At 41.5% G+C, this 25,585-nt stretch carries 29 protein-coding genes, 2 tRNA genes, 2 rRNA genes and 1 other RNA gene; 22 read left to right on the plus strand and 12 right to left on the minus strand.

Translation table 11 applies throughout. The annotated features are described in order from the left end of the window. From VJH67_01800 to rodA, 5 genes are all read left to right on the plus strand, one after another. Positions 1 to 1,652 (plus strand): 23S ribosomal RNA (locus VJH67_01800); the annotation flags it as partial. Positions 1,653 to 1,766: 114 nt separating this feature from the next. Then, positions 1,767 to 1,842: transfer RNA gene (locus VJH67_01805), tRNA-Asn, on the plus strand. 54 nt (positions 1,843 to 1,896) lie between these two features. Further along, a 5S ribosomal RNA gene (rrf, locus tag VJH67_01810) occupies positions 1,897 to 2,002 on the plus strand. A 124-nt stretch (positions 2,003 to 2,126) separates the two neighbouring features. Beyond that, positions 2,127 to 3,527, plus strand: coding sequence for a vWA domain-containing protein (locus VJH67_01815; GenBank protein ID HEY4515904.1), 1,401 nt, complete (start codon positions 2,127 to 2,129; stop codon positions 3,525 to 3,527). Between the two features lie 29 nt (positions 3,528 to 3,556). Next, on the plus strand, positions 3,557 to 4,705 hold the full coding sequence (gene rodA, locus VJH67_01820) for a rod shape-determining protein RodA (protein HEY4515905.1): 1,149 nt from the start codon (positions 3,557 to 3,559) through the stop codon (positions 4,703 to 4,705). Here the strand turns inward: rodA and VJH67_01825 are convergent. Beyond that, positions 4,690 to 5,817, minus strand: a complete 1,128-nt coding sequence (locus VJH67_01825) for a glycosyltransferase family 4 protein (GenBank protein HEY4515906.1) — start codon at positions 5,815 to 5,817, stop codon at positions 4,690 to 4,692. The genes rodA and VJH67_01825 overlap by 16 nt on opposite strands. Before the next feature lie 119 nt (positions 5,818 to 5,936). Between VJH67_01825 and VJH67_01830 the strand changes: the two genes are divergently transcribed. The 14 genes from VJH67_01830 (at position 5,937) to VJH67_01895 (ending at position 14,541) form a co-directional block, all read left to right on the plus strand. Then, positions 5,937 to 6,122 carry a type Z 30S ribosomal protein S14 gene (locus VJH67_01830; protein ID HEY4515907.1) on the plus strand — a complete coding sequence of 62 codons (186 nt, stop codon included), beginning with the start codon at positions 5,937 to 5,939 and terminating at the stop codon, positions 6,120 to 6,122. After that, positions 6,116 to 6,508 (plus strand): 30S ribosomal protein S8, encoded by a 393-nt coding sequence (gene rpsH, locus VJH67_01835; protein HEY4515908.1) that lies wholly within the window; start codon positions 6,116 to 6,118, stop codon positions 6,506 to 6,508. Before VJH67_01830 ends, rpsH begins: the two co-directional genes overlap by 7 nt. Positions 6,509 to 6,548: 40 nt before the next feature. Further along, on the plus strand, positions 6,549 to 7,082 hold the full coding sequence (rplF, locus tag VJH67_01840; protein ID HEY4515909.1) for a 50S ribosomal protein L6: 534 nt from the start codon (positions 6,549 to 6,551) through the stop codon (positions 7,080 to 7,082). Between the two features lie 4 nt (positions 7,083 to 7,086). Next, the gene (gene rplR, locus VJH67_01845) at positions 7,087 to 7,434 is read left to right on the plus strand and encodes a 50S ribosomal protein L18 (GenBank protein ID HEY4515910.1); all 348 of its coding nucleotides are present in this window, start codon (positions 7,087 to 7,089) and stop codon (positions 7,432 to 7,434) included. Positions 7,435 to 7,468: 34 nt separating this feature from the next. Then, complete coding sequence (locus tag VJH67_01850) at positions 7,469 to 8,122, plus strand: 30S ribosomal protein S5 (protein ID HEY4515911.1); 654 nt, start codon at positions 7,469 to 7,471, stop codon at positions 8,120 to 8,122. A gap of 1 nt (position 8,123) precedes the next feature. Then, a complete protein-coding gene (locus VJH67_01855; GenBank protein HEY4515912.1) occupies positions 8,124 to 8,564 on the plus strand; it encodes an uL15 family ribosomal protein in 441 nt (146 codons plus the stop codon). A gap of 1 nt (position 8,565) precedes the next feature. Then, a complete protein-coding gene (gene secY / locus VJH67_01860; GenBank protein HEY4515913.1) occupies positions 8,566 to 9,837 on the plus strand; it encodes a preprotein translocase subunit SecY in 1,272 nt (423 codons plus the stop codon). A gap of 64 nt (positions 9,838 to 9,901) precedes the next feature. After that, positions 9,902 to 10,504, plus strand: a complete 603-nt coding sequence (locus VJH67_01865) for a nucleoside monophosphate kinase (GenBank protein HEY4515914.1) — start codon at positions 9,902 to 9,904, stop codon at positions 10,502 to 10,504. A 169-nt stretch (positions 10,505 to 10,673) separates the two neighbouring features. Further along, positions 10,674 to 10,880, plus strand: coding sequence for a type II toxin-antitoxin system HicB family antitoxin (locus VJH67_01870; GenBank protein HEY4515915.1), 207 nt, complete (start codon positions 10,674 to 10,676; stop codon positions 10,878 to 10,880). A 4-nt stretch (positions 10,881 to 10,884) separates the two neighbouring features. Beyond that, positions 10,885 to 11,091 (plus strand): type II toxin-antitoxin system HicA family toxin, encoded by a 207-nt coding sequence (locus VJH67_01875; GenBank protein HEY4515916.1) that lies wholly within the window; start codon positions 10,885 to 10,887, stop codon positions 11,089 to 11,091. Beyond that, on the plus strand, positions 11,084 to 11,854 hold the full coding sequence (map, locus tag VJH67_01880; GenBank protein HEY4515917.1) for a type I methionyl aminopeptidase: 771 nt from the start codon (positions 11,084 to 11,086) through the stop codon (positions 11,852 to 11,854). The genes VJH67_01875 and map overlap by 8 nt, the downstream gene beginning before the upstream one ends. 31 nt (positions 11,855 to 11,885) lie before the next feature. Beyond that, positions 11,886 to 12,473 (plus strand): nucleoside-diphosphate kinase, encoded by a 588-nt coding sequence (locus tag VJH67_01885; protein ID HEY4515918.1) that lies wholly within the window; start codon positions 11,886 to 11,888, stop codon positions 12,471 to 12,473. A 235-nt stretch (positions 12,474 to 12,708) separates the two neighbouring features. Continuing rightward, positions 12,709 to 13,167 carry a hypothetical protein gene (locus VJH67_01890; GenBank protein HEY4515919.1) on the plus strand — a complete coding sequence of 153 codons (459 nt, stop codon included), beginning with the start codon at positions 12,709 to 12,711 and terminating at the stop codon, positions 13,165 to 13,167. Between the two features lie 9 nt (positions 13,168 to 13,176). Then, positions 13,177 to 14,541 (plus strand): MBL fold metallo-hydrolase, encoded by a 1,365-nt coding sequence (locus VJH67_01895; GenBank protein HEY4515920.1) that lies wholly within the window; start codon positions 13,177 to 13,179, stop codon positions 14,539 to 14,541. Here the strand turns inward: VJH67_01895 and rplT are convergent. The 8 genes from rplT to smpB form a co-directional block, all read right to left on the minus strand. After that, entirely contained in the window at positions 14,526 to 14,873 is a 348-nt protein-coding gene (rplT, locus tag VJH67_01900; GenBank protein HEY4515921.1) for a 50S ribosomal protein L20, read from the minus strand. The genes VJH67_01895 and rplT overlap by 16 nt on opposite strands. A 4-nt stretch (positions 14,874 to 14,877) precedes the next feature. Next, positions 14,878 to 15,063 (minus strand): 50S ribosomal protein L35, encoded by a 186-nt coding sequence (locus tag VJH67_01905; protein HEY4515922.1) that lies wholly within the window; start codon positions 15,061 to 15,063, stop codon positions 14,878 to 14,880. 43 nt (positions 15,064 to 15,106) lie between these two features. Further along, on the minus strand, positions 15,107 to 15,613 hold the full coding sequence (gene infC / locus VJH67_01910; protein ID HEY4515923.1) for a translation initiation factor IF-3: 507 nt from the start codon (positions 15,611 to 15,613) through the stop codon (positions 15,107 to 15,109). 45 nt (positions 15,614 to 15,658) lie between these two features. Further along, positions 15,659 to 16,669 (minus strand): MYG1 family protein, encoded by a 1,011-nt coding sequence (locus VJH67_01915; GenBank protein HEY4515924.1) that lies wholly within the window; start codon positions 16,667 to 16,669, stop codon positions 15,659 to 15,661. A gap of 13 nt (positions 16,670 to 16,682) precedes the next feature. Beyond that, positions 16,683 to 17,114, minus strand: coding sequence for a hypothetical protein (locus VJH67_01920; GenBank protein ID HEY4515925.1), 432 nt, complete (start codon positions 17,112 to 17,114; stop codon positions 16,683 to 16,685). A 527-nt stretch (positions 17,115 to 17,641) separates the two neighbouring features. Then, positions 17,642 to 17,881 carry a GIY-YIG nuclease family protein gene (locus VJH67_01925; GenBank protein ID HEY4515926.1) on the minus strand — a complete coding sequence of 80 codons (240 nt, stop codon included), beginning with the start codon at positions 17,879 to 17,881 and terminating at the stop codon, positions 17,642 to 17,644. Positions 17,882 to 18,005: 124 nt separating this feature from the next. Then, positions 18,006 to 18,440, minus strand: a transfer-messenger RNA (tmRNA) gene (ssrA, locus tag VJH67_01930). Between the two features lie 46 nt (positions 18,441 to 18,486). Then, positions 18,487 to 18,927 carry an SsrA-binding protein SmpB gene (gene smpB / locus VJH67_01935; GenBank protein HEY4515927.1) on the minus strand — a complete coding sequence of 147 codons (441 nt, stop codon included), beginning with the start codon at positions 18,925 to 18,927 and terminating at the stop codon, positions 18,487 to 18,489. 58 nt (positions 18,928 to 18,985) lie between these two features. On the opposite strand from smpB, the gene ftsH reads away from it, so the two are divergent. The 3 genes from ftsH to VJH67_01950 all read left to right on the plus strand — a co-directional run bounded on the left by ftsH (position 18,986) and on the right by VJH67_01950 (position 21,606). Then, complete coding sequence (ftsH, locus tag VJH67_01940; protein HEY4515928.1) at positions 18,986 to 20,965, plus strand: ATP-dependent zinc metalloprotease FtsH; 1,980 nt, start codon at positions 18,986 to 18,988, stop codon at positions 20,963 to 20,965. Between the two features lie 32 nt (positions 20,966 to 20,997). Then, positions 20,998 to 21,486 (plus strand): type II secretion system protein, encoded by a 489-nt coding sequence (locus tag VJH67_01945; protein HEY4515929.1) that lies wholly within the window; start codon positions 20,998 to 21,000, stop codon positions 21,484 to 21,486. A gap of 46 nt (positions 21,487 to 21,532) precedes the next feature. Continuing rightward, a tRNA-Ile gene (locus VJH67_01950) sits at positions 21,533 to 21,606 on the plus strand. A gap of 5 nt (positions 21,607 to 21,611) precedes the next feature. Here VJH67_01950 and recG read toward each other — a convergent pair. From recG to VJH67_01965, 3 genes are all read right to left on the minus strand, one after another. After that, the gene (gene recG, locus VJH67_01955; GenBank protein ID HEY4515930.1) at positions 21,612 to 23,801 is read right to left on the minus strand and encodes an ATP-dependent DNA helicase RecG; all 2,190 of its coding nucleotides are present in this window, start codon (positions 23,799 to 23,801) and stop codon (positions 21,612 to 21,614) included. Between the two features lie 11 nt (positions 23,802 to 23,812). Then, a complete protein-coding gene (locus VJH67_01960; GenBank protein ID HEY4515931.1) occupies positions 23,813 to 24,022 on the minus strand; it encodes a hypothetical protein in 210 nt (69 codons plus the stop codon). A gap of 109 nt (positions 24,023 to 24,131) precedes the next feature. After that, positions 24,132 to 24,968 (minus strand): hypothetical protein, encoded by an 837-nt coding sequence (locus VJH67_01965; protein HEY4515932.1) that lies wholly within the window; start codon positions 24,966 to 24,968, stop codon positions 24,132 to 24,134. Positions 24,969 to 25,585 lie beyond the last annotated feature (617 nt).

Raw genomic sequence — 25,585 nt, forward strand, 5'->3', positions numbered from 1 at the left:
GACAAAAGCTACTCTGGGGATAACAGGCTGGTACCGCCTAAGCGTCCATAGCGACGGCGGTGTTCGGCACCTCGATGTCGGCTCACCTTATCCCGGGGGTGGAGAAGCTCCCAAGGGTTTGGCTGTTCGCCAATTAAAAAGGTACGCGAGCTGGGTTCAGACCGTGTAGAAGTTATAAAGTGAAAAGTTTTTTATGTTCATAAAGTAAATACAGATGTATCCACTTTATGAACATTTTAACTTTATGAACTTTTGACTGTTATGCAGTCTGAATCCTTCGAGGAAGAAACTGTGTTAAGTACCACGCACAGTCTGTTGATCTGAATCACGGCGGCCATGCACCGATAAGGTGCATGGTAAAAAGTTGACTAATATCGGTGAAATCCCATTGGGACAACACCGAGGCAATTCGCTCAAAGCGAAAGCCGTAGAGACTACACGTCAGCCATCCTCATTATTTTTCGAAAGGAAAGTAACGGATGAAGCTATAGTCCATGCTCGGCGCAAGTCGAGAATAAACATGCGTGAGACAGGTTGGTCTCCTATCTACTGCAGGCGGTGATTCTTGAGGGGATTTGCTCCTAGTAAGAAATTGCTACTTCGAGAAGTAATTCTCGATGACAATTTGGCTAATAACGGTGAAGTCTTGATAATTCTGTTCTGTTGATAACCATTTTTGTGACGGTCCGTCATAAATGGTACAATTTACTTGAGGACCAGAAATTAATTAAGATAATACCGTGGGAAGTCGATCTAAGATCAAAAAAGAAATAGAGCTGTCATATATAGCTGGGTTTCTTGATGGTGATGGAAGCTTAATGCTTCAAATCAAAAAAAGATCAGATGGTAAAAGTAAAATTCGTTTTATGGCTACTATCTGCTTCTATCAAGATACTCGGCATGCAAAAGATTTGAACTGGATACAAGAAATATTTGAAATAGGATATATTTCAAAAAGGAATGATGGAATGAGCGAGCTTCGGATTAATGGATATGGATCTGTTAAAAAGATACTCAGATTACTCATACCGTATGTCCGATTCAAGAAAATCCAAGCAGAATCTTTGTATGAAGCTTGTAGTATTCTTTCTAGTAAAAAATACAAATTGCTTTTAAAGGGTGATTTGCTTCGATTGGTTGATTTAATTCTTCTGATTCAAAAAGAGAATTATGTCACTAAACGTAAAAAAACCAAGAAAGAATTGATCAAAATTTTAGATTTGACCCCGTAACGACTAATCCTGATCCTGAGAGCAATCGAAGGAGAAGGAGAGATTTGTAAGACGTTGAATCATCTCATAGAGGATGACAGCTCTTACTTATAATATGCCAAGATCCGAATTCACAATTTGTGAAAGGATTAAGATATAGTCTGTGCTCCTAGTGATAGGGGATAAAGTTTTCTAAAAAGAAAATTTAAACGACGAGAGGACCGGAGTGAACTGACCTCTGGCGTATCGGCTGTGTTGCCAAATGCAATGCCGAGTAGCTAAGTCGGGTTTGGATAACCTCTGAAAGCATCTAAGAGGGAAGCCAGCCCCAAGATTAGGAATCGTTTAGGATCGTGAGAGATGATCACGTTGATAGGCGCTAGGTGTAAGCACTGTAAAGTGTTCAGCCGAGGCGTACTAATTTCCGATCTTATTAGGAAATTTGAAAACCATCGTTTTGTCCTGCCATATGAAATCGTACCTACCTACATTTAATTTATTTTTGAATCCTTAAATGCGGAATGTTATTCCGTGTTCTTCGTGGCAACTTATTGCTCCCCCTTAGCTCAATCGGTAGAGCATTGGCCTGTTAAGCCAAGTGTTCTGGGTTCGAGTCCCAGAGGGGGAGCCAACTCAAATGAGTTGCCTCTGCATTTAAGGATTTAAAAAAGTTTGAAAATAATGTTTTGGTGGCTTAACGCCGGGGTCACACCTGTTCTCATTCCGAACACAGAAGTTAAGCTCGGTAGTGGCGATGGTACTCGCAAGGGGAGAGTAGCTAGCCGCCAGAACATTGTTTTTAATCACACCCGATCTTCCCGCACGAGTACGATGCGGGACTGCGTTTTGTATTCATCGGTGTCCTCAATTTTGCTCACTCTACTAGAGTGAGCAAAATTGGGATATACTTAATCTATGTCCGATTGGTCTTCTCGTCGCAAAGCTATGTATATGTGGTCAGCTATTTTAGTTTTGACTGTTATTACCTTTTTTATATTTTGGAATTTTTGGTACAAAGTTCCAACTTGTTTTGATAGTTTTCAAAATGGTGATGAGGAGGGTATTGATTGTGGTGGTTCCTGTTCTCTTGTGTGTTCTGCCGCGGCCGCAGAGCCTCTCTTACGTTCCGATCCAAGAGTATTTAATGTAGTAGGCGATGTGTATAGCGTCTTGGCTTTCGTCGAAAATCGCAATGTCAATTTTGAGGCTCCGTATGTGCCTTATCGTTTTAGAATATACGATGCTAGCAACAAAATGGTTTACGAAAGGGAAGGAGTCACTGCATTTTTGAAAAATGGCACGATCTCACTTTTTGAAGGCAATATACTCATACCAAATGTATTGCCGAAGAGGGCAGAATTAGAAATTTCCAAAAACATAAGATGGACGAAGAAAGTAGAACAACCACCAGAGATAGAGTTGAAAAATTCTCCTCTACTGCGAGAAGCGACTGCGCCTAGAATAGAAGCTTCTATTTCTAATAAATCAATAAAAGATGTAAAAAATATAGAGTTGGTGGCTGTAGTTTTCGATGGTAGGGATAATGCCATAGCCGCTTCCCGTACTTTTATCGAGAGGTTAAACAAAAACGTCACTACCGATGTCTTCTTCACCTGGCCGACTCCTTTTACTCTTGGCGAGAAGGCCTGTGAAATACCTTCAAGCATTGTGTTGGCTCTTGATCGTTCTGGTTCCATGGCTTCTTTCGGTACCAATCCAGTCGAGCCTTTGACTAGTGTCAAGCTTGCCGCTAAAAATTTTATAGCCGAACTTAAGGGTGCTGACTTGGCTTCTGTCGTTTCTTTTGCCACTGAAGCTTCTGTTCTAACAGAAGTTATGACAAACGACTTTGCTTCTCTTCAAACTGGAGTAGATGCTATTTCAGTCCAAACTTCTGGTACTCAGTATACAAATATAGCCGATGCTATATACAAATCGTTCGAATTACTATCTATGAACGAGGAGGTCAAATCTCAAAAAATCGTTATCCTTTTGACTGATGGTACCGCTACTTATCCTCTCGATCCCAAAGGCTCAAAAACAGAAGCTGAAGAAATAGCTTACGCCGAGAAGGCTGCTGAAGCAGCCGCAAACACATTGAAGCAGGGTGGCGCTGTTCTTTATACCATTGGTCTAGGCAAAGATGTAAACAAAAGTTTTCTTTCTCGCATAGCCTCCTCTGCCGATAATTTTTTGGAGGCTCCAAGTACCACTACCCTTAACTCTGTGTACAAAAAAATATCTGGTTCCATCTGTAAGGAAGTGCCAGCTCGTATTGAAGTTTCCTACAAAATCCTTGGCGAATTTTTACCCTAAAATAGTTGTGTTATACTCCGGTTATTCCTATGCTTTCAACTTTGCGTAACATCTTTGTTCGAGTCGATTTTCTTCTTCTTGGTGTGGCTACTCTCATAGTTTTAGCCGGCATGCTCACCATGAATTCTTTTACTGGAGAGAACAATTTATTTTTTCGCCAGCTTCTCTGGCTTATTATTTCTCTTTTGGTAGCTGTCGGTGCTTCACGTGTTGATTGGCGATTTCTGCGAAATACTCGTTTTATTACTGCTATTTATTTTATATCCGTTTTTGTCCTACTCCTTCTTTCTGTTATCGGCAGTATCTTTAGGGGTGCTCAAAGCTGGTTTGACCTGGGTCTTTTTGCTTTTCAGCCTACCGATTTTGCTAAAATTGCTCTGATCTTAGTTTTGTCAAAATATTTTGCTAGAAGGCATGTAGAAATCGCTCATGTAAGGCACATAGTCGTCTCTGGTTTATACACCCTTATTATTTTTATGCTCGTATTTCTCCAGCCTGATTTTGGAGGGGCAATTATTATTTTCATAATATGGCTTGGTATGGTTTTCGCTTCTGGTATTTCCAAACGTCATATCGGTATGGTTTTCGCTTCTGGTATTTTGGCAGTATTTGTTTTGTGGAGTTTTGTTTTTCAGGATTACCAAAAAGCTAGGATTACCTCTTTTCTTCATCCTTTAGCCGATGTTTCCGGTGCTGGCTACAATGCTTATCAGTCGACTGTGGCCGTAGGTTCGGGCGAAATTTGGGGCAAAGGTATCGGCTACGGCACCCAATCAAAGTTGAAGTTCTTGCCAGAATATGAGACGGACTTTATCTTTGCCTCTTTTGCTGAGGAATGGGGTTTTGTCGGTTCTCTTATCCTTTTTTCTCTTTATGCTACTCTCATTTTTAGGATACTTTCAGTCGCTTCTCAAGGGGAGACTAATTTTGAAGTTCTATACGGTTTTGGTGTCGGCCTGTTTTTCACTAGTCATTTTTTTGTAAATATAGGTATGAATATAGGCCTTCTGCCAGTAACAGGTATCACCTTGCCCTTTATGAGTTATGGGGGGTCACACCTCCTTGCTGAGTTTTTAGCCATCGGAATTCTGATGGGGACGAGTAAGTATGCCAGAGTCACCCGTAAGGGCGAAAATCAGAATGAAATCATACAGGTTACTTCTTATAAATATAGGTAATAAGTTTTCTCTCTCATTTTTTCAATAGAGAAGTCACTCATTACTCTCTCTCTTATTTTTTCTTTAAACTGCTTTACCTTCTCTCTGTTCTCTATGGTATAAATAATCGCTTCCGATATCTCGCGTGCACTTTGAGGGTGGACTAATATTCCGTCAGTCATGTTCGTTATGACTTCTGGTATCCCGCCTACGCTAGTCGTGATTATAGGTAGTCCTGTTAAGCCAGCCTCGAGTATGGCATAGGGTAGATTTTCAGTTCTGGAGGGGAAAAGAAAAATGTCGGCTCCACTTAAAAGTTCTCTTCCATCTTTTATAAATCCTAAAAATTCGACCATACTCTCGATCCCTAAATCACGGACAAGTTTTTCTAAATTTGCTTTTTCTTCGCCATCACCCGCAATGCAGTATAGTATTTTCTCTTTTATTTTTTCCGGTAGGCGAGAGAGGCCATTTAGAGCGACGTCTAAGCCTTTATTTTTATGCAGTTCCGATAAAGAAAAGACTACTATTTTTTTACTTGCTTCCTCTCCTGTTAAAATATTTCTAGCCTCTTTTTTAGTTTTCAATTTAAACTGTCCTATTCCATTATGGATGACTGTAATCTTTTTTGAAACAAAAGGCATCCAGGATGCGTCTTTTTTTGTTTTTTCTGATACGGCGATAGTTCTATGTACCAAAATCAAAGTCATCCAGTGACCCAGTGCATAGAAAATTTTAGCTAAATTACTCCTATGTTTTTCGTTAAAGCCCCAACCGTGAGAAGTAAAAATAATTTTAGGTACGCGAGCTATCCTTCCTGCTACTGCTCCCACACCTCCTATTTTTGAAGAGTTCAAATGCACTACATCTGGCCTCTCTTTTCTGAAGAGTTTTACAAGGTCCCAACAGACTTTAAATTCATCAAAAAAGTGTATCTCTCGTACCAACCCTTCTATTTTTACAGTTCTTATTCCTTTTTGTTCCAGAGCTTCTGGGAGTCCTATATTCCCCCCACAAGCGACCACAGCCTCAAAATCAGGCGGTGTGTTAGTAGCCAAATCATAAACATATTTCTGAGCCCCTCCAAAAGGGCTCCCCTTAGTAATTACAAATAATACCTTCTTTTTGTGCATGAAGTTAGAATATAGCAAAAATTGACAATAAGAGCTATATTCTGCTAGTATGGGTGTTGCCCTAAGGGGCATTTTAATTGCAGAAAGGCTGTGGTTTAAGACATCTTTCGCTAAATCAAATGGCTAAAAAATCAGTTATAGCAAGGAGTTTGAAGAAGCCGAAGTTCAGCACTCGGGCTACTAATCGCTGCTTTAAATGTGGCAGAGGCAGAGGCTATATGGGTGATTTTGGTCTATGTCGCATATGTTTTAGAGAACTAGCTAATGAAGGCAGGATCCCAGGTATTAAAAAATCATCATGGTAACCGACCCAATTTCAGACTTTTTGATAAGGATAAAAAACGCTGGAATGGTCAGCAAGTCTTCAGTTTCGGTACCTTTTTCTAATATGAAGTTGGCTATTGCTGATATCCTCTCAAAGAAAGGTTTTGTTGGTGCGATTTCAAAGAAAGGTAAAAAGAACAGTAAATACATTGATATCGCGTTATTGTACGAAGGAGGTAGGTCAAAGGTAAATGGGATCAATATCGTTTCCAAGCCATCCCGCAGGCTGTATGGTAAAGCGAAAGAGATCAGGAGTTACAAACAGGGTTATGGCATGACGGTGCTCTCTACTCCTAAAGGTATCATGGCTGACATGGACGCCAAGAAGGAAAATGTAGGAGGCGAGATACTTTTCAAGATCTGGTAATCTTTACTTATTTCCATCTTTCAATTTTTAAATTAATCACATGAGTAGAATAGGTAAAAAAGAAATAAAGATTCCAGAAAAAACAGAAGTTACTTTTGCTTCTGGCATTTTGAAGGTGAAGGGTCCTAAAGGAGAACTTACTCGTCTAGTGAGGCCTGATATTTCTATCGATATTTCAGATGGGTCTATTCTTCTGAAGCCCCTAAAAGAGAATAATCAATCTAGAGCTTTGTGGGGTACGTATGCTTCTCATTTGAAAAATATGATAGCTGGAGTCAATACTCCTTATCAGAAGAAATTGATTCTTGAGGGGGTGGGCTACAAGTCAGAGGTTAAAGGCAACAACCTAGTTCTTGCTCTTGGTTTCTCTCATCCAGTAAACGTCCCTATTGCCGAGGATCTTTCTGTTGCTGCTGAAAAAAATTTGTTGACTATAAGCGGTATTAATAAGGAAGCTGTAGGTCAATTCGCAGCTCAAATTCGAGCTCTGAAGAAGCCAGAACCTTATAAAGGTAAGGGCTTCAGATATGAGGGCGAAATCATAAGGAGGAAGCAAGGTAAGAAATCAGTATAGTCATATGAATACAAAAGTTAAAAAAATAAAAAGAGACAGGAGGCAAAAGAGGATTCGAGCCAAAATTTCTGGTACCAGTGTTGTGCCTCGTCTTTCTATTTTTAAATCAAATAAATACATTACTCTTCAGCTTATCGATGATGATAAAGGCAATACCATTGCTTCTTCTTCTACCAAAGCCATGAAAGGTAAAACTTTGAAAGAAAGGGCTTACGAAGCTGGTAAGGACCTGGCACTGAAAGCCACCGGTAAAGACATCGGGAAAGTTGTCTTCGATCGAGGAGGTTATGTTTATACTGGCTCCGTTTCCAGTGCTGCCGATGGTGCTAGGGAAGGAGGTCTCAAATTCTAATTTTCAATTTTTAATTTAATTTTTTTAAAACATTATGCAGGATACACAAGAAAAAGAAATATTGGAAACTGAGATCGGAGCCGGACCTGTTGTAGCTTCAACTGAAGAGGTTGTGGCTGAGGTGCCTGTGGTAGCCCCAGAGCCGCCTAGAGGGAAAAGGGAGTTCAAGAAAAATGATAGGAGACCTTCTCGCAGAGAACCTCGAGTACGGGCAAAATCCGAATTTGATAACAAATTGCTTGAAGTAAGGAGAGTGGCCCGTGTCACCTCTGGAGGCCGAAGGTTCAGTTTCTCTGTTTCTGTAGTGGTGGGTGACAAAAAGGGCAAAGTGGGAGTGGGTATCGGTAAGGCAGGGGACACTCCTATTGCGATCGAAAAAGCTATCCGTGATGGTAAAAAAAATATGGTCACTGTAAAACTAACTAAAAATTCTTCCATTGCGCACACAGTAGAAGGAAAGTTTGGTGGCTCGAGGGTTGTTATCATGCCAGCTCCAGGAAAGGGGGTGGTGGCTGGAAGCTCTGTTAGAGCTGTCCTTGAGCTTGCTGGTATAACTGCGGTGGGGGCCAAGCTCTTATCACGTTCCAAGAATAAAATAAATAATGCTAGAGCGGCTATAAAAGCTTTTTCTAGATTAAAAGAAAGAAATCTGTCTACCAGAGAGACAGCAACAGAGAGTAAAAATTAAGATGCAAATCCATAATATAAAAAAGAATAAAAGTAACAGGAAGGCCAAGGCTGTTGGTCGGGGTGGTAAGCGCGGTAAAACATCGGGTAAGGGAACAAAGGGTCAAAATGCTCGTTCTGGTAAGAAGAGGCGTCCTGAGATGAGGGATTTTATTAAAAAGTTTCCAAAGCTTCGTGGTCGAGGTAGGAATTTCCTCAAATCGATACAAAAAGCTAATCTCGTTGTTGGTCTTTCTGCTATTGACTCTAATTTTTCTGATGGAGAGAGTGTCACCGTAGCTTCTCTTTCTACAAAAGGAATCTTGAATTCTCGAAGTGGTAAAATACCAGTGGTGAAGATAGTCGCTGGTGGCAACCTCAAAAAGAAACTTTCTTTCTCTGGTCTGAAAGTTTCTTCCACTGCTAAGGAGGCTATAGAAAAGGCTGGAGGTAGTATTTCATAAAATGCAAACTCTTCTTCATAAATTAAGATTAGTATTTCAGGATTCTGTCTTACGAAAGAGAATTTTGTTTACACTCTCTGTTCTGGTCATTTTCCGTCTTATTGCCACTATCCCTATCCCAGGTATTGATTCACTCCGATTAGAGCAGTTTCTCTCTGGTAATGATTTTTTCGGTCTGCTCAACATATTCTCTGGTGGAGGTCTAGCGAATATTTCCATTATGATGCTCGGTGTCGGTCCATACATCACTGCTTCGATCGTGATGCAACTCATGACTATCATTTTTCCTAAGTTGAAAGAAATGTATCAGGAGGATGGTGAAGCTGGTAGGAAGAAATTCTCCCAATATTCTAGGCTTTTGACTGTTCCTTTCGCTATAGTTCAAGGGATCGGTTTTACCGCTCTCCTTCGTTCTCAAGGAGTCTTAGGTTCTTTCTCTCTTTTTGATACCATCATAAATATTGTAGTTATTACTGCCGCATCAGTCCTTCTTATGTGGCTAGGAGAACTTATTACTGAATTTGGTATTGGTAACGGAGTCTCTCTCATTATCTTTGCTGGTATCGTCGCCGCCCTTCCTTCCGCTTTCGGTCAACTTATCTTCTCTTTCGATGCTTCACAAATTCCCCTTTATCTTCTCTTCTTGGCTGGGGCGCTCATTGTTATCTGGGGAGTGGTAGTCATTACTGAAGCCGAGCGGCCGATACCAGTAACTTATGCCAAAAGAGTGAGAGGGAACAAAATGTATGGTGGCGTCTCTACTTATTTGCCTTTGCGTGTCAATCAGGCTGGAGTCATTCCTATCATTTTTGCTCTCTCTATCCTGCTCTTTCCTCAAATGATCTTCCAATTTTTAGCTAGTTCGTCGAACTCTTTCCTTCAAAGTGCTTCTACTAGCGTACTTTCTCTTCTTGCTAACCAATGGTTCTACGCTGGTGCTTACTTTGTGCTAGTTTTCCTTTTTACCTATTTCTACACGGCTGTTACTTTCGATCCTGATTCCATTTCCAAAAACTTACAAAGAGGAGGGGCCTTTATTCCTGGAGTGCGACCAGGTGTATCCACTTCCGATTACATATCAAAAACTTTGACTCGCCTTACTCTCGTCGGTGCTCTCTTCCTTGGAGTTATAGCCGTCTTGCCCCTTATTACCGGAGCTCTCACCGGTATCCAGTCGCTTGCTATTGGTGGCACAGGTCTTCTTATCGTCGTCTCTGTTGTCATCGACTTAGTCAAGAAAGTAGAAGCTCAGATTTCAGCCAGGGAGTATTAAACCAAGAGTCACCCTTGGCCCGGGCCCGTTTGGCCAAAGGTGACCTTTGGTTTATACTAACCAAATGCAACCCCAAACTTTCATTTTCTTCGGTACTTCTGGTTCTGGAAAGGGAACTCAGGCCAGGTTTCTTATAGATGAATTGAAGAAGAAAGATCCAAAGAGGAGAACTCTCTACCTTGAGACCGGAGAGAAACTACGTGAGTTTGCTTCAAAAGATTCTTTTACTTCAAAAAAAGCCAAAGAAGCTCTTGACGCTGGTTCTTTGATGCCAGAATTTTTGCCTGTTTGGGTTTGGGCTCAATTTTTTATTGATAATGTGAAAGGGGATGAGAATGTGGTACTCGATGGCGTAGCTCGTCGAGAACACGAAGCCGTGATTATTGATTCGGTCATGAAATTTTATAATAGGGAAAATCCTACCATAATCTTTATCGATGTTTCTCCTGAATGGGCGACGGATAAATTGGAAAAACGTGCAAAAACTGAAGGTCGGGAGGATGACAGAGAGGAAGAAATAAAAAGAAGAATGGATTGGTTCGAAAAAAACGTCGTTCCTGCCATCAAGCATTTCAAATCAAATCCGTATTATAAATTTATCTCCATAAACGGCGAGCAGACCATCGAAGAAGTGCATCAAGAAATTTTAGGAAAGATTGGTCTATAAAATGTGAAAGGGCGCGCGATTGCTCGCGCCCCCCAGGCTGTCCTATTAGTATCAACATCTTCACCTCTACCTCATATTATACACCCATTAAACTGATAAGTCAAGTAGTTAGAATTTACTATTTTGCTATAATTTAAACCTTGTGAAAAAGATGAGTAAAATTATGAATATGCCAGTTGTGGTTGAGAAGGACAAAGACGGTTTCTTTGCTTACTGTCCTTCTCTTCAGGGGTGCTATACCCAGGGTATTTCTTATGAAGATGTTTTGAAAAATATTAAAGATGTAATAAAACTTTGTGTCTTTGATGATAAATCTTATGGGAAATTTTCTACTAGTTCTGAACTTAGCCTCACCTCTGTTGAAGTAAGAGTCTAAAAATATGTCACGCTTGCCTAGATTGACTGCAAAGCAAGCTGTACTCCTGATACAAAAATACGGGTTTGTTTTTATGAGACAAACAGGGAGTCATGCTATATATAGACATAAAAGTGGTATCAGGATAACCATTCCTATTCATGTTAATAAATCTTTGCACCCTAAAATTGTGAAATCTATGTTGGATGATATCAAAAAAACTAATGATTAAATACAAAACCCCAGAAGAGATAGAAATCCTGCGAGAGTGTGGGAGAATAAACGATAAGATTTTGAAGGAGGTGATCAAAAAGGTGAAGCCTGGAGTAAGTACCGGTGAGCTCAATACCTATGCTGAAAAATTAATTGATGAGGCGGGCGGAACGGTGGCAGCCTTTCTCGGCTATACGCCGAAAGGAATAAAAAATCCATATCCGGCCTCTCTTTGTGTTTCTATAAATGAAGAAGTGGTGCACGGTATACCGAGTGATAAACGTTTTTTGAATGATGGCGATATCGTTACTCTCGATTTGGGTATTTCTTTAAATGGCCTCATTACTGACCATGCTATTACGGTGCCGTGTGGCGACGTGGATATGATAGGCTTGAAGCTGATAAGGGCCACAGAGGTTGCTCTAAACGCAGGTATTGCCGCCTTACGACTAGGAGGTCATATAGGTGATTTTGGTGCGGAGGTGATGAAGGTGGCCGATAAAAATGGCTTTTCTATTGTCGAGGATTTATCGGGTCATGGAGTGGGATATTCTGTTCATGAAGAACCTTTTGTGCCGAATGCCTCCGCCGCAGGCGAAGGTCCTGAAATTCGTGAAGGGCTGGTCATAGCAGTCGAACCGATGTTGTCGGAGAAAAAAGGGGGTGTAAAATGTTTGAGTGATGAGTATACCTACATCACTAAAGATAAAAGCCGTTCTGCCCACTTCGAACACACCATAGCTTTTACAAAAAAGGGAGTTGAGATTTTGACTAAAATATAATAACCTTAGTTCTTAAAATATTTATTTTGTTATGAAAAATTTCAAAGAAGAAAGAACGTTTTTGATGGTTAAGCCGGATGGGGTTCGCAAGGGGCTTATAGGGGAAATAATTAAAAGGATCGAACAGCGTGACTTAAAAGTAGTAGCTATCGAGATGTTTAATCCTACGGTGGATCAAATACACAATCATTACCCAAAAGATGAAGCATGGATTTCTAGAGTTGGAGATAAAACTCTTTCTACCTACCTAAAATACAACATAGATCCAAAAGTAGAATTGGGTACAGATAACAATTTAGAAATAGGTAACATGGTCCGTAAATGGCTTATCGATTATATGACTTCCGCACCTATGGTCAGGATGGTCATTCAAGGACTCCATGCGGTTGATATGGTCCGTAAAATTGCCGGCCCGACTCTGCCGTATCTTGCTGATATGGGTACTATTCGTGGCGACTTCTCCAACGATTCTCCTGTACTTGGTAATTTGGAAAAAAGGGCTGTGATGAATCTTGTGCATGCTTCTGAAACTCCAGAAGAGGCTGAACACGAAATAAAATTTTGGTTTGGAGATAGTTCAAATATTTTCGATTATAAGCGTTTTGGAGTAGATCAATAAACAACAAGAGTCCCTCTTGTGGTTTCTGTATAAAGGGGAGTATAATCGGGTCAGGGTTATTTGGATATTTTCTAGATTAAATATTTTTCAGGGAGGCCAAAATCGTCGTGCACCATACGGTGCATGGTTGAGGTCACCCACCTAAGTTTTACTTAGGAAGTATTCCAAATAGCCCTACATAAGGTCCTCGTAAGGTGACATCGCCTCACGGGGATTTTATGTTAATATATTTTTTATGCAGAAGAACGCTTTATTACTCACGGAAACACTTGTCTTACTTATTGTCATTGCCATTTTGCATAACCTCGCTGTTTACTTCGAACTATATTGGAGTATCGATAGTTTGGACAGTGTCATGCATTTTCTCGGTGGTGTTTGGGCCTCTATTTTTACTTTGTGGCTTTTTTTCTTTTCTGGTTTCTTCAGTCCTGAAAAGAGAAGTTTTCTAAAAATATTGTCGATCGGTATATTAGGCACTATTTTCATCTCGACTTCCTGGGAAATATTTGAGCTTGTCACAGGTACTGCGGTTGTAGAATGGTCAGACTATCCTTTTGATACCAGCCTAGATTTTGTGATGGACTTTCTAGGAGGTATTACTGCTTGCCTCTATGCCTATATGAAGCTCGATTCCCATGTTGCATACAAAGTTCCTGAAAAGAGAGGTTTAGTCCCTGAAAATCTTCCTATCTAAAATTATATAATGCAAAAATTAGAAGTTATATTTTACGGAGGCACTGGTTCTGTTACAGGAGCAAACTTTCTAGTTCAATATGGTACAACTAAATTCCTTGTCGATTGTGGCTTGATACAAGGTAATCGACAGACAGAGAGAAGAAATGCAGAGCCTTTTCCCTATGATCCTAAAGAAATAAGTCACCTTTTTATTACTCATGCACACATGGATCATATCGGGCGAGTGCCTAAGTTGGTGCACGATGGTTTCGAGGGCAAAATAATATCAACGGAGGAGACTCGCGAAATTGCTACTCTTGCATTAGAGGATGCGTATCGCGTCATGCTTTCAAAACAAAAGTCAGGATTCTCAGAATTGCTCTATGAGGAAAAGGATGTCAAAAAGGCTCTTTCTCTCTGGCAAGGCCGAAGCTATGAGGAAGGATATGAATTTGAGGGAATAAAAGTGCATTTCCGAGATGCCGGACATATTCTCGGATCAGCTATGATGGAATTTGAAATTGGGGCCCAAAAGATTGTCTTCACTGGCGACCTAGGCAATTCGCCTTCACCTCTTTTGCGCGACACGGAGGAAGTGGTTGATGCGGACTATATAATCATGGAAAGCGTTTATGGCGACAGAAATCACGAAAGCCATGAGGAGAGGAGATCGAAGTTGAAGCAAGCCATAGCTGAAGGTATAAAAAGAGGGGGCGAGATAATTATTCCTGCTTTTTCTATAGAACGCACGCAGGTTTTACTTTCTGAGCTCGACAATATGATTGAAGCTTCCGAGCTTCCGAGTATTCCAGTTTTTCTGGACTCTCCTCTGGCTGCAGGTATAACAGAAATATATAAAAAGTTTTCGAAAAGATTTAATAAAAAAGTGCAGGAAGAAATATCAAAGGGGGATGAAATATTTAATTTTCCTAAACTCCAAATCACTCGCTCGATGCAGGACTCTGCTCAAATACAAAGAGTAAAAGGGTCGAAAATTGTTATTGCTGGTTCCGGTATGTCCGAAGGGGGCAGGGTTCGTGGCCATGAGAAGGAAATCCTACCTGACCCCAAGAGTACTCTTATCCTGGTCGGATACCAACCGGCAGGTACCTTGGGCAGGCACCTCGAGGAAGGTCTAAAACGGGTAAATATCGATCAGGAATGGTTTCCTGTCAGAGCTAAAATTGTGAAAATAGATGGTTACTCCGCCCACAAGGATTCCGATCACTTACTCCAGTTTGTAGCTAAGGCTTCTGAATCAAACAGGTTGAAAAAAGTTTTTGTCGTCATGGGCGAACCAAAAACTTCACTCTTTTTTGTGCAAAGGATTCGTGAATATGTTGGGACGGATGCGATCTATCCAGAAGTAGGTAAACCTTATGAATTAGCTTGAGCCAATATCTTTTTGAAAATATCTGGCTTGTCTGCCGCTAGCTCTGAAAGCATCTTTCGGTTTAAGGCGATATTTTTCTTTTTCAGCGCACCTATAAATTTACTGTATGAAAAGCCTTGTTTGTTTAATTCGGCATTGAGGCGGATATTCCACAAGCGACGCATCTCGCCTTTCTTATCTCTCCTGTGAGCGAAAGCATAGGCGCCAGCGTGGAAAATAGCTTCCTGAGCCTCTCGTTCCTTTGTCGAACGCCCAAAACGATAACCCTTCACCATCTTGAGGGTGTTTTTACGTGATTTTAATGCGTTTGTACCTTTTTTAACTCTGGACATATATTTATGCGTTGTTTAGATAGCGGCCACGATCAGTATTTGTCATAGTGATTACATTGGAACCTCTTTTACGTCGTACGGCGTTACCACTACCTTTAGCGTTAAAGTGGTTTTGACCCATTCTTCGGCCTACGATTTTGCCGTTTTTAGTTACCTTGAATCTCTTTGAATATGACTTGTTTGTCTTCATCGGAATCTAATTTTGCATATATTTGGCTTTCTGTCAACGAAAATTACTTGGCTTTCTCAATCAGGGCAGAAAGGCCTTTAGGGCTCTTCTTGGGCTCTTCGGCTATTCTGAAATCTACGGTTATTAGGTTTAGTAATCTACCCATTCTTTCTTTTAGGAATTTTTCATCCATATACTTTGTTCGGCCTGGAAGGAATAAATCTATTCTTATCCTATGACCCTCGGTTATCCATTCGCTGGCTTTCCTAGCTTTCAAAGCGAGGTCATGGTCGCCAGTCCCTACCTTTACCTGAAGAGTCTTTATTTCAACTGTTTGTACTTTTGCTTTCGCGGCCTTCTGTTTTTTGTTTTCCTCATAGAGGAATTTTCCATAATCGGCGATTTTGGCTATCGGGGGAGTGGCGTTTGGAGATATTTCAATAAGGTCAAAGTCGAGCTCTTTTGCTTTGCTCAGTGCGTCAGCAATAGGTAAAACTCCAAAATTCTCTCCTTTAGGTCCGATGACCCGTACTTCACTTGCTCTAATCTGCTGGTTTAACTTGTGATACAAATTTAATTTCTTATTTATTAACAGTAGTATCTTACCACATTCTACCTATTTTCCCAAGGCTTTATTTGCCATCTCTATGGCTCCTTCTTTTGATCTTGCTATACCAAACCAACCTCCATTTGTAGAAAATACCGCGTCCCTAATCCCAGAAATTTTTATTAATTCTTTATCTCGCAAGCCACCCCATTCTTCGGGTAGGTTAGCTCTGTCTGAATTGAAATCTTCTATGTTATCTCTACCAGATTGCACACACCAATCATTTCCATTTCTGTGTTTATAAACAACAAACTTCACTTTTTTAAACAGCATTACTGTTTTTCCCCAGTTAAAATATTTATCCAGAATAAGTATTTCTGGATTATCTTGTTTTTCTATAGCCTCTTTTGTCAGCCTTTCTCCTTCTTTGTGCGCTTTTGCAGAAGCGATTTCTCTTTTCAGTATTTCTTTAGCAAAAACCACGGCTCTATTAAATTGTTTGTCTGTATCAGCGTCGTTTTCTTCCCATGTAGGGTTCATACTCATCAAGGCATTTCCTAATGAGTAATCGTTGATTCCCAATTCATTAGAATTATAAATATTCACTCCGTTATCCTTTGCGTCTATAGGTAGTACTATTTCTTTTTCAACAATTTCTGCCAACCTGCTATCGCAAATTTTTTCTCCATAATGTTTCCATACCAAACCAAAAGAAGCGTATGGGATTCCCGCCTTGTCGGTAGACAGGTTATTTTCTCTGATCCCGGCCCCTCCTTTTTGGTGGTGATCGAAGCGATTTCTAGTTGGGTCATATTCCATGCCGACATCCACCACTATATCTGCTCTCGTTATGGCTTTCTCGTCTCTCGTTCTAATTATTTTTATTCTCCTTCCTTTTTTACCGGCCCAAATACTCAAAGTAGCGCAAGCAAAAACATCGTCAGCATGAAAGCTCCCATTATGTGTCGCTACTGTAATTTTTGGTTTTAGGAAATTAAACATAACAAATATAATGTAACAGATTGATCTGTTATAGAAAAGCGAAAGCCCGACCGAAGTCGAAACTTCCGTCGGGCGCATGGGTGTCTACTCCTTAGTTGGTATTTCCTGCCGAAGGGGTATCCTCAAGGAATTGACAGCCAAATTTCGGTTGGGCCAAAATCTTGCAAGCTTCTGGCGTCAAGTCTATTGGTCCTCCCTCTCTCAAGTTAGCGTGATTGGTGCTGTGATCACCAACCATGAAGCGTAAATTGCAAATATTGATAGCTGACGGAGTGATGGTGTAGTAGAACAACTTCCACTCTCTGTCAGTTAGCGGGATGGTCTCTTCTCCCTGTCTGAGAATTATCGGGACTATCTGACGGATTTGTTCCACCGTCTTCCCTTGCGCAGCAGCCATGTATTCATAGATAGGGACTTGAAACTCGAGAATGTAAGAGAAGGTTTTCCCCGCAATACTGACCTCTCCCTCGAACCGTGCTGTGCCCCTTCTGTTGAAGGCCGTTACTAGCAGATCTGTGTGCATCACCTCTCCTCTAATACACAGCTTATAACATTAGGATATGTAGGGTCAAGTTTTTCAAGTGCCGCATATATCTCGTTTTACAATATGTCTAATTATGCTATAATTGCAGGGGAGGACGAAATCATGGAGAACTTTCTTCAGGTGGGGGCCACAATTCTAGCAGTGGCCTTCAGCTACTTTCTGATCCGAGCCACCACTCGGGCCAGATGAGCTCAAGCAACCTAGCCGCCGGCCTTTCGAGGCCGGCGTCGTTTTATTTATGAAGTAAACTTATTAAAAGCGAAAGCCCGACGCGAAGCCGTAGCTTCGCGTCGGGTGTCGCCGCTACACTTTCTTGTTTGGGCATGATTGTAAATGGCTATCCATCCAGCCATTCCTTATCCTCTTATCGCAATGAGGACAATTATCGCAACATGGCATCACATGGAACACGCCTTCATTCTTATGGCATGCACAATCGCATTCACCAGGTTCAAGCACCTTACTCATTATTTTACCTCCTCTCTATTTATATACTTCCGTATAATTTAAATCAATCTTTTATTTCTAAAAGCAAAGCCGGAGCTGGATTTTAGATACATCTCAAAATCGATAGCTTTTGTTTTTGTTAAAAATGCTGAATACCAAGCTAATTTAAATGGAGCTTTGGTCGAAGAATACCTAACTTCTTTGTGATTATGTTTTTCCAGCCTTTTCTTTAAATCTTGAGTAGAGCCAATATAAAAACTCCCATCCCTTAAACTTTTTAAAATATAGCAATAATACATATACGAATTATACCCCACTACGCTAAAGCTTCGCGGGGCACTCCGTTGAGTTTTGTGGTGTATTTGGTTTTACGAAGTGGTGCTTGCACCGCGAAGCTTTTGAAGCTTTGCGACAAAAGCGGAGTGGTGGAGATGGGCGGAATCGAACCGCCGTGCAATAAGAGAGATGAAAAATTTCTACAAAAGATAGTTTGTTTTATTCGCTTTCCACCAGTCGGCGGAAGCAGTTTAAACATTGCAGTTCGGAACAAACAAAATGCTGCAATATCGATCCTCTACGTTTCGCAGTGAAGCGAGGAAATTTCACTGCATAGCCTCAGGTTTATTCCACACACGTTTCGCTACAAGGCGTCACGAGCGTATGCGTCACTTAGGTTTCTCTAATAAATTAGGAAACGTAAGCGAAAGCGAAATCATTGACTCCAAAATATGGAGATACAACAGACTTAGCTCTTGCGACAACTTTGTTTGCAGTTATCGTTTGTAACCTTTTAAAGAGTTGTTACAGCTCTCTTTTGCATTTTTCAAATGAATCCTATTGTCTAGGCCGATCATCCCCACAAAATTTACCTGATTTCAGATAGGCTTTGTGCGGATGGCCGTTACTAGCTTGTCAAAGAACGTCTTACTTCTCTTTCAGTATCTTTTTTCTTGATACTCTCCCTTTTATCAAACTTCTTTTTACCTTTTACCGAGGCGATTTCCACCTTTACTTTCTTTCCTTTATTATACACCGAAAGGGGTACTATTGTCAATCCTTTAATTCCCTCCACTTTTGAGAGCTCTGTTATCTCTTTTTTAGTCAAGAGTAGACGTCTAGGTCTTTCTGGCTCGTATTCCTTGGGGGTGTTTTTAGGCTGGTAGGGAGGCACGTTCATATTCATGACATAAGCCTCGTTACCCCGTATTGACACTCTCGCTCCCTCGAGGGACCCCTGGCCATTCTTTAGTGCCTTCACTTCAAATCCAAGTAGCTCTATCCCAGCCTCGTATTTATCGAGGATCTCGTAGTTAAATAGAGTTTTTTTGTTCGTAATTAGAGACATTCTTAAAATATTATCATATATGGTATCTCTGGGTAGATTTTGGTATAATGGTCATCTGATGCCCAAACTCCCTAATAATAAGCAAAAGATAAGTATGAATGGTTTGAAAAATAAAGAACCGGAGAAGAAGATCCGTCTGATCCAGAAAAAGGTCTCTCAAGGTCCAAATGGTTGGTGGAATAACCTAGCTGCCACAGTTTTTATTTTTATTCTTATAATCTCAGCTTTTTCTTTTTTGAAAGGAGACACAGTCGAGGACGTGGCCATTTCCACTCTAGTGCAGGATATAAAAACTCAAAATATTAAAAGTATTTCTATTCAAAGTAGCACCATTGAAGCTGAGTACATCGATGGTTCGAAAAAGAAAACTCAGAAAGAAGAAGGGACTGGCCTTGCTGAAACCTTATTAAATTACGGAGTGACTTCTGAGGAGCTGGCTTCAGTCACCATAAAAGTGGAAGAAATAAGTGGCTTCGCTTACTGGTTTTTCAACTTAGCTCCGATTATTTTCCCTATTATTTTTATTGCTGTATTTATTTGGTTTATGACTCGTCAAGTACGAGGGGCTGGAATGCAAGCTTTTTCTTTCGGCCAATCTCGTGCTCGCCTCACTACTCCAGATGACTCGAGGCAGAGAGTTACTTTTAAAGATGTAGCTGGTTGCAAGGAAGCGAAGGAAGAGCTTTCTGAAATTGTCGACTTTCTGAAAAATCCAAAAAAGTTTTTTGAAATCGGAGCTCGTATTCCGAAAGGCATACTGCTCATGGGCGCTCCTGGTACTGGAAAAACTTTACTTGCCAGGGCTGTCGCTGGCGAAGCCAACGTGGCTTTCTTTTCTATCTCGGGATCTGAATTCGTAGAAATGTTTGTTGGAGTCGGTGCTTCTCGTGTGCGCGACTTATTCCAACTGGCTAAAAAGGCCGCTCCAGCCATCATTTTTATCGACGAAATAGATGCCGTCGGTAGAGTACGTGGTGGTGGCATGGGTGGGGGTAATGATGAGAGGGAACAAACCCTAAATCAGATTTTGGTGGAGATGGATGGTTTTGAACCGACAGAAAAGGTGATCGTCATGGCGGCTACTAACAGGCCTGACGTCCTCGACCCGGCACTTTTGCGACCGGGTAGGTTTGATCGAAGAGTCACTATCGATTTACCTGACAGGGCCGACAGGGAAGAAATTTTGAAAATACATGCTCGTCAGAAACCATTTGCTGAAGATGTGAACCTCACTCTTATCGCCGAACGCACCCCTGGTTTCTCTGGTGCCGATCTATATTCACTCATGAATGAAGGAGCTATTCTTGCCGCTCGGGAGAACAGGAACAAGGTATCGCAATTTGATCTCATTCGTTCGATCGAAAAAGTGATGCTCGGCCCGGAGCGCCGTAGTCATATCTTAAGTAAGAAAGAAAAGGAAATCACTGCATACCACGAAGCCGGGCATGCCCTCGTGGCCAGTGTCCTGCCTCATGCGGATCCGGTTCATAAAATTTCTATCATTTCTCGTGGGCGGGCCGCAGGTTATACGTTGAAACTTCCGATCGAGGACAGGAGGCTTCAGTCGAAGAATGAATTTCTCGATGATATCGCCATGTCTCTTGGTGGCTATGTCACCGAAAAAATAATTTTTGGTGATATCACTACCGGACCTTCAAACGATCTACAAGTATCGAGTGCTATGGCTAGAGACATGGTTACCAAGTATGGCATGTCAGAAAAGCTCGGTCCCATAGCTCTTGAAGCTCCAGCGGGGGGCAAATCGATTTTTGGTAGAAGTTTGGAGGACAAAGAGTATTCCCAAAAAGTGGGGGATATAATTGACGAAGAAGTAAGTAAAATCATGAACGATGCGTTTGAAAAAGCTAATAAAATAGTGGCTGAGCATCGTCCTCTTCTTGATGTTATTGCCAAGCGTCTTATAGAAAAAGAAACTATAGAAAAAGAAGAATTCGAACAAATACTGGTGGCTCATGGGATCCAACCCAAAAAAGCTTTAGTCACTTTTTCTGGCAAAGAGCAGGTGATAGCGGAATAGAAAATACTTAAATCAGGTTCTATAATAGTTGTATGAATTTACTCATAAAAAATATGAAAGCAAGAGGTTTTACTTTAATAGAGCTTCTGATGGTCATTACTATTATTGGTATTTTATCTTCAGTAGTTCTTACTTCTCTCAATACTGGTAGAAGCAGGGCAAATGATACTAAAGTCAAATCCCAACTAAATAGTTTGCGCACTGCAGCCGAAATTTACCACAATACTAATCAAAACTATGGTGGCGCTGTAGCCGGTACTGAAGGAGCTGTATCTCCCAACTTTGGTAATGGTTGTAGTGCCAACATGTTTACCGATACTCTTATTGATCCAAGTGTGGCGAGCGCTAGTTACCCTGTCAGTACTACTATGAAATGCACTTCAAGCGGTACAGCTTATGCTGTGAGTGCGAGCTTAAATTCAAGTAATGGCGCCACTGTCGATCATTGGTGCATCGACTCCTCCGGTGCTGCTAAGGCTATTGGTGCTCTTCACAACAACAGTACTTATGTTTGTCCATAATTTTATCCTTTAAATTTGCTCCAGTTTAAGCTAATATCTAGCTAATCCGCCCTTAGCTCAGTTGGTTAGAGCACAAAGCTTATACCTTTGGGGTCCCACGTTCGAATCGTGGAGGGCGGACAAATTTACTCCATATGGATTTGCTCTGTCTTTGAGCGGAGGCGTTCTCTAAGAAGCGGGTATTTTTTTAATTCAAAATCTTTTTCGATTAATTCCCGAGCTTCTTTACGTGCCGCTTCTACCATCTTGATATTTTTCAGGGCTTCCATAGCTAGGTCGGAAACTCCCCATTGCTTGGCTCCCGCTAGGTCGCCCGCCCCTCGGTGCTCCAGGTCAAATTCCGCTAGTTCAAAACCGTTTTTTGCTGTTACGAAGGATTTCAGTCGTTTCAAAGTATTAGCTGAATTTGATTCAGTGAAAACATAACAATATGCCTGGTGGCTACTCCTAATGACCCGCCCCCGTAATTGGTGAAGTTGAGCTAGGCCGAATCTTTCAGCTCCTTCGATAATGATAGAGGTCGAATTTGGCACATTTACTCCCACTTCGACTACTGATGTAGCCACCAATATTTCCATCTTTCCATCTTTAAATTTTTTCATTATTTCTTCTTTTTCCTTTGGCTTCATTTTTCCGTGTAGTACCCCTATGTTAAATTCTGGGAAAATCTTTTCCTTCAATCTTTTGGCTTCCTCTGTAACTGATTTGGCTTGGACCGCCATCTCTTTATCTGGATCGGGCTCGTTTACTCTGGGGCATATCACATATGCTTGGCGGCCTGCTTTTATTTCTTTTCTTATTTTTTCATACACCTCACTTCTTCTACTTTGTAATACTACTTCTGTCATTACCGGTTTTCTGCCCGGTGGTAACTCATCCAGGACTGACAAATCGAGGTCGCCGAATATGGTCAGTGCTAAAGTGCGCGGTATTGGTGTTGCTGTCATAGAAAGGAGGTGAGGCACGATATCGGTTTTTCTTCGGAGTTTCTGCCTTTGATTTACTCCGAATCGATGCTGTTCGTCGATTATTATTCCAGCCAAGTTTTTGAATGCTACTTTCTTTTCGATCAGGGAATGGGTGCCAATAAGTATCGGTATCTTGCCTTCGACTACCCATTTTAAAAGTTGATTTTTGGAGATAGGAGTTGATTTTTGATTATTGACCTTTGACGGGAATTTTTTTGCTCCGGAGCCTGTGATAAGTCCTATGTCTAATTTGTATTTTGCGAAATTCTCTATAAAAGATTCGAAGTGTTGTTCGGCCAGTATTTCAGTCGGGGCCATATAGGCCACTTGGAGCGAGCCGTATTTGCGTAGGGGTGGGGGAGTCGTGACAATAGCGTAGGCTAGGGCCGCGGCTACTGCTGTTTTGCCGCTTCCAACATCGCCTTCGAGGAGTCGTGACATTGGGTGGCCGTTATTTAAATCTCCCATGATCGAGTCGATGGTTTTTTGTTGGGCATTAGTGAGTGGAAATGGAAATGTGTCAGTAAATTCTTTTATTTCTTTTTTACTTTTATTTATTTTGAATGCTGGTTCTACTTCTGCCAGCTTCCTTTCTCTAGCTCTATCGAGCTGGATTAGGAATATTTCTTCAAAGGCAAATCTTTTGCGCGCCGCTTCTCCGTTCTCTTTTTTCTTTGGCGCATGGATCCAGAAGAAGGCGCTGTGGAGAGAGGGTAGGTGATATCTCTCCAAAATTTCTTGAGGAATGATATCTTGTATTTTTTCAGTAATACCTGTCTTCAATATTTTCTGCACCGAGTGATATATCCAGTTCGATGTTATTCCTCTACTTTCAGAATACACGGGGGAGAGTCCATACGCTTCTGCCTCGTCACCTACTCCGAAAAGAGAATTTTCAGTGCCATCAGGTATTGAGTCAACTCTTTCTATTTTAGGATTTGAAAAGTAAAGAACTTGTGCCTCGCTCTCGCTCGTCGCCTTCGTTCGCTTTTGGCTCACTCGGCCTTCGATCCTGACTAAACTTCCTTCACCAAACATTTTGGCAATATATGGCTGGTTGAACCAAATTGTTTTTATGCTTCCCGTTCCATCTTCCACTACTGCTTCTCCGTAAGCCACTTTACTTTTCCATCCCTTCTTTGTTTCTAGTTTTGAAATCCTGCCATAAATAGTTGTTGTCTCTCCTGGTACTAGGAATTCTATGGCTTTTATTTTCGAAAGTTCTCCATAGCGTACGGGGAAATATCGCAACAAATCTCCAGCTGTTTTTAGTCGCAGTTTTGATAGAGCCTTTTTCTGTATTGGGCTCAATCTAAATATTTTCTCTAAAAAAGTGTTTTCCTCCATGGCCCTATTGTCTACTCACCGGGGCATTTTGCAAATTCGCATTTTGGCCCCTCTCTTCCTACATAGCTCCCGTCAGGGCAAAGTTTTGCTTCCATGGTACAGAAAACCATCTCATCCTCTGGGGCCTTATATTCATCGGGGGTAGGGTAAGCGACGTAAAATGCTACCCCGACGACGAAGGCGATTATAGTAAACACAATTACAAAGTTCTTGTTTAACATCCTTCGATTATAACTCTTAATAGCTATAAAAAGAAAAACGGTCAGCTTGTGGGGCTGACCGACCAACCTATGATCGGCTGGATTTTCCCTCGCGTTTGCGGGGGCTTTTTTATGTGATTGGTTGCAGTTCTTCGGGAGCCTGCATCTCCACTAGGTGGTAGTACGATCCGGTGTGGACACAGTCGTGCAGGATTGTTGATTGCTTCTCGAACGAAACCAGCGTCTCGTTGATCCACGGCACGAAAATGTCATCCACCTTGATCGCTACGGCGTTGCCCTTATCCACAATGTCGTCGAATTGGGAGATCAGCCCAGCGACCTTGTAGCGGCTTTTGTCGGAAGCGGTATTGGCGTCGATCGCTTCCTTACCCTGTTTGGTTACGAAGACGAACGTTTGTTTTGCTGGGTACAACACGTTCTCTTTCTCCCAGAAGCCGTCCCGCCGCATGCGTTGCGTTGTTACTTTGGTCGCCTCATAGTCAGCCGGACGAAGGACGGCGGTTATGCCGTTTACCGTCTTGAAGTAGAATACTGGTTTATTGATAGCCAGCCAATCACGTCGGGCCAGCTCCCGGCGCAAATTTTCCTCTCGCTTCTGCTCAGCTTTGATGTACCCTTCCTTGATGGCTCGCTCATTTTCCTCTAGCTTCCGCCGGTATTCCCTGGCATCTACATTAGAGTAGTAAAGCCATATTGCCCAACCGAACGGGAGCAGGGCGAGGGTAATCAGTGAATGCAACAAGCACAACAGCAGAATCGCGATTATCTGAAGTTTCGTCCCCTTCCATCTTTCGATGAGGTGATAATACAGTCGTTTGTTTAGACGACTGCAGACCACCGTCTGTCGCTGGAGGCGACGCACCGACCTGATGAAAAAAGCCGTGTACACCAGCACCAAAAACCAGTGCTGAAGCACAAAATCAACAACCAAATTTACAAAGAACATTTTCTCTCCTTAGAGTTCGCCTCAGTCCAATAGCATCAAGTCCAATGCCTTAGCCTGTGATTTGGGTGCTTTGGTAGAGAGCGACCAACCAGTCTGATTGGCACCCTAAGTCTATCACATTTGTTGCGTATTGTCAACAAACCCGTAATGGTTCAATACCTTTATGCTATCTATTTAAATTTATTAAAATTCTCTTTCGTCGCCTTCTAACATAACCAAAAGGATAGTTATACCCTTAGTTTCTATCACTAAACAACAATGCCCAATCTTTTTAATTTTCATAACAATAATCTGGCGGGGCCGAAGAGTACTTCGGCATCCTGCAAAAATATAGTCGCTCTCAAGCGAGCTTCTTATTTTTGCGGTGTGTATTGAACGAAGTTCGAATGTATTTTGAATTGAACCCTGACGACCAATGATGCGCGCCTCGGACACGCTCGCGGACTCGCGTGTGTAAAAACCAAAAAATTTCCTTGCATTTTCCTCGCGCCTCCTCCCCCCACCCCTCCGCCGCGAAGCGGAAAAAGAAATGGAAAGGAAATTTTTGGTTTTGCTTCGCCGTTTCAGTCTCCGAAAAGAGCAATCTTATTTTAACATTTTTGTTTGCTCTTTTCTCC

This window comes from Candidatus Paceibacterota bacterium, from assembly GCA_036517255.1.
GTDB lineage: Bacteria > Patescibacteriota > Minisyncoccia > Phycocordibacterales > WO2-35-19 > DATDXE01.

What these genes read in the sequence shown, in the direction of transcription:
- VJH67_01915 (HEY4515924.1), bottom strand. Translation starts at nt 16,669, where the DNA reads ATGCGCCCGACGGAAGTTTCGACTTCGGTCGGGCTTTCGCTTTTCTAT.
- VJH67_01945 (HEY4515929.1), top strand. Translation starts at nt 20,998, where the DNA reads ATGAATTTACTCATAAAAAATATGAAAGCAAGAGGTTTTACTTTAATA.
- VJH67_01895 (HEY4515920.1), top strand. Translation starts at nt 13,177, where the DNA reads ATGCAAAAATTAGAAGTTATATTTTACGGAGGCACTGGTTCTGTTACA.
- VJH67_01815 (HEY4515904.1), top strand. Translation starts at nt 2,127, where the DNA reads ATGTCCGATTGGTCTTCTCGTCGCAAAGCTATGTATATGTGGTCAGCT.
- VJH67_01920 (HEY4515925.1), bottom strand. Translation starts at nt 17,114, where the DNA reads ATGCACACAGATCTGCTAGTAACGGCCTTCAACAGAAGGGGCACAGCA.
- rplT (HEY4515921.1), bottom strand. Translation starts at nt 14,873, where the DNA reads ATGTCCAGAGTTAAAAAAGGTACAAACGCATTAAAATCACGTAAAAAC.
- rplR (HEY4515910.1), top strand. Translation starts at nt 7,087, where the DNA reads ATGAATACAAAAGTTAAAAAAATAAAAAGAGACAGGAGGCAAAAGAGG.
- secY (HEY4515913.1), top strand. Translation starts at nt 8,566, where the DNA reads ATGCAAACTCTTCTTCATAAATTAAGATTAGTATTTCAGGATTCTGTC.
- VJH67_01885 (HEY4515918.1), top strand. Translation starts at nt 11,886, where the DNA reads ATGAAAAATTTCAAAGAAGAAAGAACGTTTTTGATGGTTAAGCCGGAT.
- VJH67_01965 (HEY4515932.1), bottom strand. Translation starts at nt 24,968, where the DNA reads ATGTTCTTTGTAAATTTGGTTGTTGATTTTGTGCTTCAGCACTGGTTT.
- rplF (HEY4515909.1), top strand. Translation starts at nt 6,549, where the DNA reads ATGAGTAGAATAGGTAAAAAAGAAATAAAGATTCCAGAAAAAACAGAA.
- VJH67_01890 (HEY4515919.1), top strand. Translation starts at nt 12,709, where the DNA reads ATGCAGAAGAACGCTTTATTACTCACGGAAACACTTGTCTTACTTATT.
- map (HEY4515917.1), top strand. Translation starts at nt 11,084, where the DNA reads ATGATTAAATACAAAACCCCAGAAGAGATAGAAATCCTGCGAGAGTGT.
- rodA (HEY4515905.1), top strand. Translation starts at nt 3,557, where the DNA reads ATGCTTTCAACTTTGCGTAACATCTTTGTTCGAGTCGATTTTCTTCTT.
- recG (HEY4515930.1), bottom strand. Translation starts at nt 23,801, where the DNA reads ATGGAGGAAAACACTTTTTTAGAGAAAATATTTAGATTGAGCCCAATA.
- VJH67_01925 (HEY4515926.1), bottom strand. Translation starts at nt 17,881, where the DNA reads ATGTATTATTGCTATATTTTAAAAAGTTTAAGGGATGGGAGTTTTTAT.
- VJH67_01825 (HEY4515906.1), bottom strand. Translation starts at nt 5,817, where the DNA reads ATGCACAAAAAGAAGGTATTATTTGTAATTACTAAGGGGAGCCCTTTT.
- VJH67_01830 (HEY4515907.1), top strand. Translation starts at nt 5,937, where the DNA reads ATGGCTAAAAAATCAGTTATAGCAAGGAGTTTGAAGAAGCCGAAGTTC.
- VJH67_01875 (HEY4515916.1), top strand. Translation starts at nt 10,885, where the DNA reads ATGTCACGCTTGCCTAGATTGACTGCAAAGCAAGCTGTACTCCTGATA.
- rpsH (HEY4515908.1), top strand. Translation starts at nt 6,116, where the DNA reads ATGGTAACCGACCCAATTTCAGACTTTTTGATAAGGATAAAAAACGCT.
- VJH67_01905 (HEY4515922.1), bottom strand. Translation starts at nt 15,063, where the DNA reads ATGAAGACAAACAAGTCATATTCAAAGAGATTCAAGGTAACTAAAAAC.
- ftsH (HEY4515928.1), top strand. Translation starts at nt 18,986, where the DNA reads ATGCCCAAACTCCCTAATAATAAGCAAAAGATAAGTATGAATGGTTTG.
- smpB (HEY4515927.1), bottom strand. Translation starts at nt 18,927, where the DNA reads ATGTCTCTAATTACGAACAAAAAAACTCTATTTAACTACGAGATCCTC.
- VJH67_01855 (HEY4515912.1), top strand. Translation starts at nt 8,124, where the DNA reads ATGCAAATCCATAATATAAAAAAGAATAAAAGTAACAGGAAGGCCAAG.
- VJH67_01850 (HEY4515911.1), top strand. Translation starts at nt 7,469, where the DNA reads ATGCAGGATACACAAGAAAAAGAAATATTGGAAACTGAGATCGGAGCC.
- VJH67_01960 (HEY4515931.1), bottom strand. Translation starts at nt 24,022, where the DNA reads ATGTTAAACAAGAACTTTGTAATTGTGTTTACTATAATCGCCTTCGTC.
- VJH67_01870 (HEY4515915.1), top strand. Translation starts at nt 10,674, where the DNA reads ATGCCAGTTGTGGTTGAGAAGGACAAAGACGGTTTCTTTGCTTACTGT.
- VJH67_01865 (HEY4515914.1), top strand. Translation starts at nt 9,902, where the DNA reads ATGCAACCCCAAACTTTCATTTTCTTCGGTACTTCTGGTTCTGGAAAG.